The sequence below is a fragment of the Kushneria marisflavi genome (assembly GCF_002157205.1).
GTDB classification, from domain to species: domain Bacteria; phylum Pseudomonadota; class Gammaproteobacteria; order Pseudomonadales; family Halomonadaceae; genus Kushneria; species Kushneria marisflavi.
Window position 1 is genome coordinate 212,649 of record NZ_CP021358.1, and the last position, 12,289, is coordinate 224,937.

Annotated in this window: 11 protein-coding genes; 5 read left to right on the forward strand and 6 right to left on the reverse strand. The window is 57.4% G+C overall.

Annotated elements, in window-relative coordinates; genetic code table 11:
• Window positions 1-5: 5 nt before the first annotated feature.
• The 3 genes from lpxK to B9H00_RS01065 all read right to left on the reverse strand — a co-directional run bounded on the left by lpxK (window position 6) and on the right by B9H00_RS01065 (window position 5,239).
• A complete protein-coding gene (gene lpxK, locus B9H00_RS01055; RefSeq protein ID WP_086899097.1) occupies window positions 6-989 on the reverse strand; it encodes a tetraacyldisaccharide 4'-kinase in 984 nt (327 codons plus the stop codon).
• Between the two features lie 24 nt (window positions 990-1,013).
• Window positions 1,014-2,768, reverse strand: a complete 1,755-nt coding sequence (msbA, locus tag B9H00_RS01060; protein ID WP_236944322.1) for a lipid A export permease/ATP-binding protein MsbA — start codon at window positions 2,766-2,768, stop codon at window positions 1,014-1,016.
• A gap of 113 nt (window positions 2,769-2,881) precedes the next feature.
• Window positions 2,882-5,239, reverse strand: a complete 2,358-nt coding sequence (locus B9H00_RS01065) for a DNA internalization-related competence protein ComEC/Rec2 (RefSeq protein ID WP_086899098.1) — start codon at window positions 5,237-5,239, stop codon at window positions 2,882-2,884.
• Window positions 5,240-5,261: 22 nt separating this feature from the next.
• Between B9H00_RS01065 and B9H00_RS01070 the strand changes: the two genes are divergently transcribed.
• Window positions 5,262-5,783 carry a DUF2062 domain-containing protein gene (locus tag B9H00_RS01070; RefSeq protein ID WP_086899099.1) on the forward strand — a complete coding sequence of 174 codons (522 nt, stop codon included), beginning with the start codon at window positions 5,262-5,264 and terminating at the stop codon, window positions 5,781-5,783.
• A 145-nt stretch (window positions 5,784-5,928) separates the two neighbouring features.
• Window positions 5,929-6,726 (forward strand): SDR family NAD(P)-dependent oxidoreductase, encoded by a 798-nt coding sequence (locus B9H00_RS01075; protein WP_086901629.1) that lies wholly within the window; start codon window positions 5,929-5,931, stop codon window positions 6,724-6,726.
• Window positions 6,727-6,815: 89 nt separating this feature from the next.
• On the opposite strand, the gene B9H00_RS01080 is transcribed toward B9H00_RS01075, so the two are convergent.
• Together B9H00_RS01080 and B9H00_RS01085 are read right to left on the reverse strand one after the other, a co-directional pair.
• Window positions 6,816-7,535 (reverse strand): ABC transporter ATP-binding protein, encoded by a 720-nt coding sequence (locus tag B9H00_RS01080; RefSeq protein WP_236944323.1) that lies wholly within the window; start codon window positions 7,533-7,535, stop codon window positions 6,816-6,818.
• Window positions 7,528-8,769: a lipoprotein-releasing ABC transporter permease subunit gene (locus B9H00_RS01085; RefSeq protein ID WP_086899100.1), complete on the reverse strand. Its 1,242-nt coding sequence runs from the start codon at window positions 8,767-8,769 to the stop codon at window positions 7,528-7,530. The genes B9H00_RS01080 and B9H00_RS01085 overlap by 8 nt, the downstream gene beginning before the upstream one ends.
• A gap of 165 nt (window positions 8,770-8,934) precedes the next feature.
• Between B9H00_RS01085 and B9H00_RS01090 the strand changes: the two genes are divergently transcribed.
• The 3 genes from B9H00_RS01090 to B9H00_RS01100 all read left to right on the forward strand — a co-directional run bounded on the left by B9H00_RS01090 (window position 8,935) and on the right by B9H00_RS01100 (window position 11,923).
• The gene (locus B9H00_RS01090) at window positions 8,935-9,999 is read left to right on the forward strand and encodes an agmatine deiminase family protein (RefSeq protein ID WP_086901631.1); all 1,065 of its coding nucleotides are present in this window, start codon (window positions 8,935-8,937) and stop codon (window positions 9,997-9,999) included.
• Between the two features lie 16 nt (window positions 10,000-10,015).
• Window positions 10,016-10,915, forward strand: coding sequence for a carbon-nitrogen hydrolase (locus B9H00_RS01095; RefSeq protein ID WP_086899101.1), 900 nt, complete (start codon window positions 10,016-10,018; stop codon window positions 10,913-10,915).
• Between the two features lie 147 nt (window positions 10,916-11,062).
• Window positions 11,063-11,923 carry a DNA replication terminus site-binding protein gene (locus B9H00_RS01100; protein WP_086901632.1) on the forward strand — a complete coding sequence of 287 codons (861 nt, stop codon included), beginning with the start codon at window positions 11,063-11,065 and terminating at the stop codon, window positions 11,921-11,923.
• Between the two features lie 6 nt (window positions 11,924-11,929).
• On the opposite strand, the gene B9H00_RS01105 is transcribed toward B9H00_RS01100, so the two are convergent.
• Complete coding sequence (locus B9H00_RS01105; protein ID WP_236944324.1) at window positions 11,930-12,265, reverse strand: YrhK family protein; 336 nt, start codon at window positions 12,263-12,265, stop codon at window positions 11,930-11,932.
• Window positions 12,266-12,289: the final 24 nt, after the last annotated feature.

Genomic DNA, 12,289 nt, shown 5'->3' on the forward strand with positions numbered 1-12,289 from the left:
CTGTATCAGAGTTTTCCAAGACGTGCTGCCAGCCACTCGATCAGTGCTGGCTCGGGGCACGCTTCTATATCCAGTGACCAGCACCGCTCGTTGGCAAAGGGACGACATTTGACAGCATCCTTGGCCGTCATGACCACCGGGCGATTATCGGCAAAGCGGACATCATGCGCCGAGAAACGATGATGATCCGGTAGCGGATGTTCATCAAACGCGACACCGAGCGTTTCAAGGGTTTTGAAAAAACGCTGCGGATTACCAATGCCGGCAATGGCATGAACTCGCCCGTCAAAAGGACGAGCATCGATACTATAGCAAACACCATCATTGAGGTGACGCCAGGCGCTGGGTACCAGAGACATGGAATACTGTGCCACGACATCCCGAGACCGCAGATCACCGTTGGAGATGATGGCATCCACCTCTTGCAACCGTGAAAGCGGCTCACGAAGCGGCCCAACCGGGAGGCAACGACCGTTACCAAACCCGCGCATGCCATCCACCACCACCAGCTCGATATCCCGACCCAACGCATGATGCTGAAGGCCATCATCAGACAGCAGAATATTGCAGCCGGCGGCAATCAACTTACGCGCGGCCCGAGGCCGATCAGGATCCACCACAACCGGCAGCTGTGTCTGCTGCGCCAGCATGACAGGTTCATCGCCGGCATGAGCCACATCGCTGGTGTCATTGACATAAAAGGGATAACGCGGCGCATGACCGCCATAACCACGAGAGATGATGCCCGGCTGCCAACCCTGATCCCGTAGCCAGCGGCCAAGCCATGCCGTCAGTGGCGATTTCCCGGTGCCGCCCACCGTGATATTGCCAACCACGATGACCGGCACCGGTGACGTCCATGTTTCACGGCGGCCGCTCTGAAAGGCCTGACGCCGCCGAGCTGTCACCTTCTTGTACAGCGACTCCAGCGGCGTCAGCACTTCCGGCCAACGGGCGCCGCTGTACCATGCCCTTTCGAGCCGTTTCATGGGGCAGACATCTCAAGAAGGCGCTCACACCGGAGCATTGCTACGCTCCTCGCTGAACTGGATTTGATGCAGCGCGGCATAGGCACCGTCCTGAGCCAGAAGCGTTAGGTGATCACCTGATTCAATGATCTCACCATTATCCATGACCAGAATGCGATCGGCCTGCTCGATGGTCGAAAGTCGGTGCGCAATCACGAAAGTGGTCCGCCCTTCGCAGACCTTCTCGAGCGCCCGTTGAATGTAGCGCTCGGACTCCGTATCCAGTGCAGAAGTCGCCTCGTCCAGAATCAGGATAGGGGCATTCTTGAAAATGGCACGCGCGATGGCAATACGCTGGCGCTGCCCGCCCGAGAGCATGACGCCATTGTCCCCGACCATGGTGTCGTACCCCTGCGGCAATCTCTCGATGAACTCATCGGCATAGGCTGCCTGCGCTGCGGCGATCACTTCATCGCGCGAGGCATTATCAATCCCATAGGCAATATTATCGGCAATGGTGGCGTTAAACAGGGTCACATTCTGGGTAACCAGGGCGACCTGACGACGCAGGGCCTGCATCGAGTAGTCACGAACATCCACACCATCGATGCAGATACGACCGCCCGTCGCGTCATAAAATCGCGGCAGCATGTTCATCATGGTGCTTTTGCCGCTGCCTGAGCGCCCGACCAGCGCAATCATTTCGCCGGTATGAACCTCATGACTGATGCCCTTGAGCACGTCAGGCAGATCATTGCCATAGCGAAAGCGAACATCTTCAAAGCTGACCCGCCCCTGCACACGCCCCGGATCATGGGTGCCGTTATCCGGCTCGCGCGGCTTGTCCATCAGCTCGAAAAGCTCCTGAGCCGCGGCCAGGCCCTTTTGAATTACACCGTTGATTTCCGTCAGCGATTTGATGGGCTTGATAATCATGCTGGCCGCCGTGATAAAACCGATAAACTGACCCGCACTCATGTTGCCCAAAAGCTCCGGGTCAAGTGCCAGCCATACCAGCAGTGCCAGTGATACGGCCACCAGGGTCTGAATGACCGGGGCACTGATGGCCTTGGTCAAGGCTTCCTTCAGGCTTTGATCACGGTTGTACTGGCTTGCCTGGTTGAAGCGGTTGTATTCATGCTGCTCTGCGCCGTGCGTACGCACCACGCGGTAACCTGTAATGGTCTCGGAGGCGACATGGGTCACTTCACCCACCGACTTCTGGATGCGTCTTGAAAGCTTGCGAAAGCGCTTGCTGCACCAGGCCACCACCAGGCCGATCAGCGGCGTGACCGCGATAAAGATCAGCATCAGCTTCCAGTTAACCCAGAACAGATAGCACGTCAGCCCAATAACCAGCATGCCTTCCTGAAGTACCACATTCAGGGCCTTGGTGGCCGCACCGGTCACCTGTTCCACGTGGTAGGTCACACGCGAGATCAGGTGTCCACCGCTGTTTTCATCGTAAAAACGTCCCGGCAGATGCAGCATCTGGTCGAAGACCGAAACGCGCAGGCGATGAACCACGTTGCGCGCTACATATTCCATGCCATAGGTACCCAGAAAGGTACCAAAGCCACGGGCAATGAAGATGCCGATGATCATCAGGGGAAGGGCCTGTCGAAAATCAGCATCCGGGTTTTGTATACCGTCGGTCAGAAACTCCATGATTCGCGCCATGAGAGTACTGGAACCGGCATAAATGGCATTGCCAATCAGCGCGATCGCAAAGGCCTTCCAAAAAGGCTTTACATAGGTCAGCAGACGGGCGTACAGCGTCAGGCTGGCGTTTGACTTCACGGGCTCTCCTGCCTTGCTGATAACGATATCGGATCGACCAGGCGACGGCGCTGACAGCGCCAGACCCAATGGTGACCTGCTACCAGTCATGATCAAAGACTGCCCATGGGCAATCACCGGCCGGATTCTACCCCAGGTCGGCACGGTTCGACACCGCCAGCCGGGCGCGGCGAAACAACGCGGAGCCCTGTGGCACGACTTGTCACGGTAATGGCGCCATCCTCAGCCGTATTCCATTGACAGCTGCCGACATGATGAAAGCGCCTGACGACGCTGTCAGCGGGGTGACCATAGCCATTGAGATAGCCAGCGCTATAGATCACACGCGCTGGCTTTAGCATATCAACCAGGCGCTGCGAGGAGCTGCCATGGCTGCCGTGGTGACCTGCCACCAGAACATCCACCGGCTTGCGGTAATGGGCAACAATGCGTAACTCGACGTTCTGGCCGGCGTCCCCAGTGATCAGAAAGCGGTGTCGAGGCGTTTCGATCAGCAGCACGCAGGAATGATCATTTTCAGCCGCCGGCAAGGTGGCGGTACTGCGAGGCCAGAGAAAGGTAAAATTGACGGCATCGGCTCGCCATGACAACCCGGCACGACAAGGGGTAAGCGCATCGACGTCGATGGTCTCCGACAGCGGCGCCCACCAGCGATCAACCTTGTGCAGTCCCTTGAGTACAGACACCCCGCCGGCATGATCACTGTCCCCATGTGAGACAATAACGCCATCAAAATGCTGTGGCTGATCCCAGAGTGTGGTAATCGCCATGAACCCCGAACGTGATCGCGGACCACTGTCATAAAGCCAGCGGCCATGAGCGGTGCGAATGTCAATCAGCTGCCCCTGACCGACATCGTGAATGACCAGTGACAATTCGCCATCACGAAGCATTGCAGTGTGGTTCGCGCCAAGAAACAGGGAAACGGCCATGATGCTGGCCAACCACCGCCAAAAACGAGCAAGCCCCGGCAGGAGCCATATCAGACAAATCAGCAGTAGCATAATGGCAAACGGCCATATCTGATCGGCAGCAGGCTGCCAATCGGGTTGCCACTGGCGCACCTGCTCGAGCACCGTTTCGAATAGATGGGCGGCCTGTCCAAAAAGCCACCAGAGCAACTGGCCCACTCCGGGTACAGGTGACAGTAACCACCCCAGAAGTGCCAAGGGCACCATGACCATGGAGACCCAGGGGATGGCGATAAGATTGGTCAGCATGGAAAGGCTCGCCATCTGTCCGAAAACAAGCAGCGTGGCACCTCCCGTTGCCAGACTTAAAAGCCCCTGACTGCGCAGCAGGGTATACCACCAGACGCGTTTTTCCTGCCAGCGCCAGGCAATAATCAATACCGCAACGGCCCCGAAGGAGAGCCAGAGCCCTGGGCGCACCAAAGACAGCGGGGCACTGACGACCACTGCCAGCAACGCCAGCCACCAGGCCTGCCACACCCCGGGCGAATGACGCCCGCAGGCGCTCCAGAGGGCAATGAGGGTCATGATGGCAGCCCGTACGGCTGGCGGAGCGAATCCCGATAGCCCTGCATAGAGCACCGCGGCTGCCCCGGCCATCCCCCAGGGCCAGAGCACCATGCGCCAGCAATATGGTTGCACAAGACGCGCAACAAGACGCCCGAGCAGCAGCACCCAGCCCGAGACCAGTCCAACGTGCAGCCCTGAAATCACGGCAAGGTGTGTTGTGCCCGTTTCTCTAAGCAGCGTCCATTGAGACGCCTCAAGTGCCCCGCCATCTCCCAGTGTTAGCGCCTGCAGCCAGCGTCGGGTAAAGTCGTCCTCGACCCGAGCTTCCAGCCAGCGCTGCATCAATGCAGGACCGGTACCCGACTGAAGGCGTACGGCACTGTCTTCATCACGTATATAACCGGTAGCGCCAAAACCGTTATCCATAAGCCAGGCGCCATAGTCGAATCGACCTGGATTGAGAAATCCATGAGGTGGCTTTAAACGTGCTGTCAGGCGCCACCGATCACCCTCCTTCAGTGCCGGAGGGTGGTACCAGTCAAGGCGGACGTTTTTGAGCCGGTCACAGCGTGGTAATTCAGTGGCAGCCTCACAGCGTGTCACCGCAAGGTTCAACCGGGCTCGACCATCAGGTTTTTCCAGCGAAACAATACGACCACTCAGCGTGACGTCCTGTTTTGCCAGTCCGTCCGCCAAGGGCTCTGGCCACTGAGTGAGCCCATGAAAAAGCACAAGCGTTGTCACCAGGGCCATGAGCAGGGGCAGTCGGTGATAGAGTGCTGCCGCCAACAGCCATAAAAGTGCCAGCGCCCAAAGCCACTCCTTCTGGGGCAGGCGTACAAGCAAGGCGCCGACAACGGCACCAAGACACAACAGTGGAAGGCGTATACCTTTGATGCAGTCGATCAGCTCACAACGAATGGGCACAACGCGCTCATGATGTTCAGAAAGATTTTCCTCACCCATGGGGTTCAGGGATAATGGTGACATCGTTCTGTCTGGACGCTGCCTGATGCTGCGCCGATTTATTCAACGTTATCTGCCGGACCCGGAAACCATTCGGCGCCGAAAATCGCTTCGACTGATTCATCCACTGCTGGGCAATCCGGCGCTCTGGTTTGTCACGCGACGAAGCATTGCCAATGGATTGTCCGTGGGGCTTTTTTGCGCGCTTCTCCCCATTCCCGGACAGATGCTGGTAGCTGCTCTCGGGGCCTGGTGGCTGCGAGGCCATCTGCCACTGGCGCTCGCACTGGTATGGCTGACCAACCCCCTGACCATGCCCGTGGTCTTTTATGTCACCTACCGCGTGGGCGCATGGATACTGCATACCCCGCCTCGTGCCCTGCCCGATGAAGTCAGCGTCAGCTGGTTTGCCAATCAGGTGGTCGACATGATGCCGGCCTTGATTATCGGTTCCCTCGTTTGTGCACTGGTTATCGGCATCATTGCCAATATCTTGACGCGCCTGTGCTGGCGCTGGCACATCCTGCGCGTCTGGCGCAAGCGTCGTCAGCATCGACGCCAGCGATGAAGTCGTCCTGAACACCTGCCTCCTCTGAGGAGCGCGCATCACGGAACAACAGGCGAGAACGTTTCTCTCCTGTGGCTTTTAAACTATGTTGATTCTGTCCGTTCATCAGGCAAGTTCATGCAGTATCGACAGGGAAGCCGACATCATGGATCTGGGAATAACCAATCGCGTTGCCATCATCACTGGTGCAAAGGGGGGGCTTGGCCTCGCTGCCGCCCATGAGCTGGCCAATGAAGGCGTCAGGCTTGTGCTGTCCGACATGGATATCGAGCAGCTGGAGAAGGATGCCGCGCTCATGAAGGGCGAGGTGATTTGCCACAAGGCCGATATCACCCAGCAGGAAGAGGTCGATGCGCTGGCCCGTGCCGCCATCGAACACTTTGGCACTATCGATATCGTGATCCACACGGCAGGTATCACCGGTGAGAAAGGACATCCTCTCGACATGAAGGATGACGACTACGAGGATACCTGGCAGATCAACTTCATGTCTGCCGTGCGAATGGCACGTGCCACCTTCCCCACCATGCGGGAAAAGGGCTGGGGACGCTTTGTCTGCATCACCTCCGAAAACGCCGTGCAGCCCTACTGGGATGAAGCCGTTTACAATGTCTCCAAGGCAGCGCTGGCGACCTTTGTTAAAAACCTAGCTTATGGAGAGGCGGAAAACGGCATTCTTTGTAATACGGTATCTCCCGCCTTTATCGAATCTCCCATGACCAATGGCATGATGGAAAAGCGTTCAAAAGAGAACAGCTGCTCCTTTGACGAGGCGGTAGAAAGCTTTCTTGAAGAAGAGCGTCCCGGCATCAAGCTCAAGCGCCGCGGGCAGCCGGAAGAAGTGGCCGCCGCCATTGCCCTGGTCGTGTCCGAGCGCGGATCGTTTATCAACGGCGCCAACCTTCGCGTGGATGGCGGCGCGGTCATGTCGGTTCAAAACTGAGGCCGGATTTCAAAAACATCGCTGTTCCTGAACGACAAAAGGCCCACCAGCAATGCTGGTGGGCCTTTTCAAGACCTTTCAGGTCAACATCAGCTCATCACATCAGGTGCCAGTCGCCCCTTGTCCAGACGCAATACCCGATCCTGATGCCGGGCAATGGCCATGTCATGCGTCACCACGACAAAGGCACTGCGTGAGCGTTCGGCGACCTCGTCCATCAGGTCCAGAATCTGGCGTGCGGTCACCTGATCCAGATTGCCGGTCGGCTCATCCATCAACACCAGACTGGGATCCGTCACCAGCGCCCTTGCAATGGCGACACGCTGACGCTCTCCCCCGGAAAGCTCGCCCGGTTTGTGCTCCCCGCGCGGCGCCATGCCGACCCTTTCGAGCAGTGCTCTGGCCTTTTTGGCTGCTTCACTGCGACTCTGACCGCGAATGATCAACGGCATGGAGACATTTTCCAGCGCCGTGAACTCGGCCAGCAGATGGTGAAACTGATAAACAAAGCCGATGTGCTGGTTACGAAACCGACCGATGGCCGTCTCGGACAAGCCCTTGATGGAGTGACCGCCGATGAGGATTTCACCCTGTGTCGGCCGATCCAGCCCACCCAACAGATTGAGCAATGTGGTCTTGCCGCTACCTGAACTGCCTACTACGGCAATCCGCTCGCCGGCCGCGACCGTCAGCTCCAGGTTATCGAGTACGGTCAAATCCTGCGGGCCTTCCTGATAGATACGACTCAGCCCTCGACACGCCAGCATGTTGTCTCGCCCCGTCATTGTCGTCTCGTGTTGACTACTCATAGCGCAGCACCTCGGCCGGTTGTACCCGCGCAGCTCGCCACGCCGGATAAAGGGTCGACAGAAAACTCAACAACAGTGCCACGCCTGTCACAACCAGAACATCAGAGAGCTCAAGGCGCGACGGCAGGTAGCTGATGAAATAAACGTTGGGATCCAGAAACTGAATACCAAAGACGGATTCGACCCAGCTGATGATATCGGCGATGGACAGCGCCAGCGCAATGCCGGCAATCACCCCCAGCACAATGCCAATGATGCCGATGGTAATGCCCTGCACCATGAAAATGCCCATGATCGAGCGAGGTGTTGCGCCCAGCGTACGCAAGATGGCGATATCGGCATGCTTGTCGGTCACCACCATCACCAGAGTCGAGACGATATTGAACGCCGCTACGGCCACGATGACCATCAACAACAGACCGATCATGCGTTTTTCCATCTGAATGGCCTGAAACAGATTGCCCTGCGTGTAGGTCCAGTCGATCCCGCGATAACCGGGCGGCATGCCATTGATGATCTCACGCGTCACACTGTGCGCCTGAAACAGATCATCGATTTTCAATCTTATGCCCTGAGCCTCGCCTTGCTGCCGCGCCAGGGTCTTCATGTCGCCAAGGCTCGTGTAGGCTAGGCTGCCATCAAGCTGCGCACCGACCTGAAAAATGCCGGATACGGTAAAGCGCTTCAAACGCGGAAAAACGCCACCAGGCGTGATCGAAGCCTCCGGCACCAAAAGCGTGACGCTGTCGCCCACGCCCACGCCCAGATTTCTGGCCAGAAGACTGCCAAGGACAACGTTCCAGCTGCCCTTTTGAAGGGAGTCCAGCTGCCCTCCCACCATGTGATTACCAATGATGGAGACCTTCTTCTCCGCCTCGGGCAGAATGCCTTCGATCATTGCGCCCTGCGTCTGACCGTTGGAGGAAAACATGCCCTGCTGTTCGATGTAGGGTGCAGCCCCCACGACATGATCGTGTCGCTGCAGCTGCTCGGCCAGCGCACGCCAGTCATTGACGCCATTTTGCGCTTCGATGCGCGTATGCGGGACCATGCCCAGAACACGGGTTCTCAGCTCATGGTCAAAGCCGTTCATGACCGAGAGCACCAGAATCAGTACCGCCACGCCCAGCGTCAGACCGAGCATCGAGGTCAGCGAGATAAAGGAGATGAAGTGGTTACGCCGCTTGGCTCGCGTATAGCGAAGCCCGATCAGGAAGGGAATTCGATCAAGCATTATTGGCCTGGGATCCAGTGACAGGAGCCGATATGGTACGGACTTTTGGATCACCCTGCATCAGGCGTCGCCTTAATCCCTGTCAGTGATAAAATATTGCCTCAGGCCATGCGCCGAGACCTGCAGATTTCCTGCACCACCGATCGAGCGGATAACACTGTTGCCATGAATCAGGGCCCTTCACCCCGTCAGTTTCTACCCGAATGGACGCCTCAGCAGGCCGTCATGCTCAGCTGGCCCGGCCGTGACAGCGACTGGGCATCGCTGCTGGACGCCATCGAGACCACCTTTATCACCCTGATCGAGGTGATTGCCCGCTATCAGCATGTTCTGGTCACCCTGCCGGACGAGGACACCCGTCAGCGCCTTGCCCGCACCCTGGCCAATCTTGGCGTGCCTGAAAACAGGTTGTCGCTGGTGATTGCTCCGAGCGATGACACCTGGGCACGCGACCATGGCCCTCTGACCGTGGTCGAGCATGACACATCGGTGCTGCTGGACTATCGATTCACCGGCTGGGGGGGAAAGTTTCCGGCCGAACGTGACAACGCACTCAACCGGGTATTAGCAGACCAGGGCATTTTCACTCCCGAGCTACAAAACCTGCAGCAGATTGTGCTGGAAGGTGGCGGCGTGGAAACCGATGGTCAGGGCACGCTGATGACCACACGAAGCTGTCTTTTAAATCCCAATCGTAATCCTCATCTTGATCAGGCCGCTGTCGAAAAACTTCTTGAGACGCAGCTGGGCATCAGCCGCGTGCTATGGCTTGAGAACGGCTATCTCGAGGGCGATGACACCGACAGTCATATCGATACGCTGGCACGCTTTTGCGATGAGCACACCATCGCCTATGTGCGCTGCGATGATGACACCGATCCACATTTTGAAGCCTTAAACGCCATGGAGCGTGAGCTCAAGGCCTTTCGTCGCGCAGATGGCGAGCCCTATCGTCTGATCGCGCTGCCCTGGCCGCGAGCCTGTCTTGATCCGGAAGATGGCCATCGCCTGCCGGCCACCTATGCCAACTTCCTGATCATCAATGGAGCGGTTCTAATGCCGTCCTACGCTGACCCGGTCGATCATGACGCGCTCAGGGCGCTGGCCGAGGCATTTCCGACGCGCGATATCATTCCGATAGATTGCCGTCAGGTAATTCGACAGCATGGCAGCCTGCACTGTCTGACCATGCAGTTGCCCGCAGGGTTGCTAAACGAGATCAAATACTGATGTGCGGAGAGATTGAATGAAGGAAAGCATTGAAGTCGGCATCGTTCAGCAGAAAGCCTGGAACGACAAACCCAGAAGCCTGAGCGAAAGCGAACGAGGCATTCGAGCCCTGGCGGCACGCGGCGCACGCCTTGTACTGCTGCAGGAGCTGCATGCCACGCGCTACTTCTGTCAGTGCGAAGACACCGATATCTTTGATCTGGCAGAATCGCTGGAAGGCCCAACTACACAGTTTCTGGCTGGACTGGCCAAAGAGCTCGATATCGTCATCGTGGGCTCTATCTTCGAGCGCCGCGCGCCTGGGCTTTATCACAACACGGCCGTGGTACTGGATACCGGTCTTGGGCTGGTAGGTACCTATCGCAAGATGCATATACCGGACGACCCGGGCTTTTATGAGAAGTTTTATTTCACCCCGGGTGATGCCAGTCGTGGAAAGGGCTTTACCCCTATCGACACTTCCGTGGGTCGTCTGGGCGTACTGGTCTGCTGGGATCAGTGGTATCCGGAAGCCGCCCGCCTGATGGCGCTGGCCGGTGCCGACATGCTGCTTTACCCCACAGCCATCGGCTGGGACCCGGGCGATGACGCCGATGAAAAGCAGCGTCAGAAGGATGCCTGGACGCTGATTCAGCGATCGCACGCCGTCGCCAACGGTATCCCGGTACTGGCGGCCAATCGTGTCGGTCACGAAGACGACCCCAGTCAGGTTGGCAGCGGTATCGACTTCTGGGGCGGCAGCTTTATTGCCGGCGCACAGGGAGAAATTCTGGCACTTGCCGGTGAAGGCACCGAGGAGCTTCTGGTGACCCTCTCATCAGAGCGCAGCGAACAAGTACGGCGCATCTGGCCCTATCTACGCGACCGTCGTATCGATGCCTATGGTGATATCATCGAGCGGTATCTGGACCGCTGACTCAAGGGAGTCATTTCACAGCAGCGATGACTGACATCATGGTCATCGCTGCCTGCCCTTACCGCCTGTTTACTCATGATTGTGACCTGCATGAGTTCATGCTAAAAAGATAACGGTATATTCCCACAGGAAGGAATGGAGACGGCCATGTCACCGCAGTATCAGCTGATGGCGGAGCTGGAAAAGGCCTTTGATGACCTTGTCGAGGCCACGGAGGCCCTCATGGCTACGGCACGCCAGCATCCTCCCACCATGTGGCGCTTTGACGGTGAGGCCGATCTCGACTGGCTGATGCGGGCACTGACCGATTATTGGTATCAGGATGGTCAGGATGGACGCGCAACACGCGATCATGTGGGCGTTGTGGTGGCCAATGATGTGCTGCTGGCGCACGCGCTGGACGTCAATCGGTATAAGGATATCTTCGCCCAACAGCTTGGCGTGGCCCGAAAGCAGCATCCTTCCATGATTGCCGAGCTCAAGGCCACACTACCCTTTCGCCATCCCGTACTGCACGATCATCTCAAGGGAAGCGGCATGGCGCGCCTGCATCTCAAGCAGTGCTGGCGACGCATTCCGATCGCGGATGCTCCTGTCTCGCGCATTCGTCTGGCATGGTATTCCAGTGGTCGCTCGATCAAGCGCATGAGCGTGGCCGAAGTAGAGGCCAAACTGGCCAGACTCAACAATGAAGCCGCGCATGTTCAGATCCAGTATCGTTTGCTGGCATCACTTCCCGATGGTGAAATGCTGGCGCAGGTACAAACACAAGCCCCCCTAATGCGCGCCAATCTGTTTTTTCGGGAACCGCTGGAAGATGGGCATACACGCCGCGCCATGAACGTGGCCCTGCCACTTTTTGTCCCGGCCATGGATCATCGTCTGCCGCAGATCAATCAGCCGGCGCCAGAGCCACCAGAGAAGCGCACTCGCGCATTGCGTGGAGACTCGAAAATCGAAAGCGAGCCCTTCATTCCCAGCCTGCGTATCTATCGATACCGCTATTAAAGAGGCTTAAAAATCACCGCTGGGCTGCGGCAGCCGTTTCAGGTGAAAGTGCCGGGTAAGCCGGATTACAGGCCTGATCAGCATTTGCGCACTGCCGATAACAAAAAGCCAGGTACCGATCGACATTAGCGATGAATAAAAAAAACAGATACTGCCGATCAAAAACCAGATGCCAATCAACACATCATTAATGATACTGACGACTTCGTAGCGGCGGTGCACGACCAGCATGTCGTGATTGAAATGTAGCGTTAGATCTCTTGTGTCGATGTTGTTTGATTTGTTGGACAAAATCGTCGGCTCCTCTGTCATGAACAATGGGTTCACAAAAACGCCGACCATCAGGTCGGCGCTGTTACAGCGTGT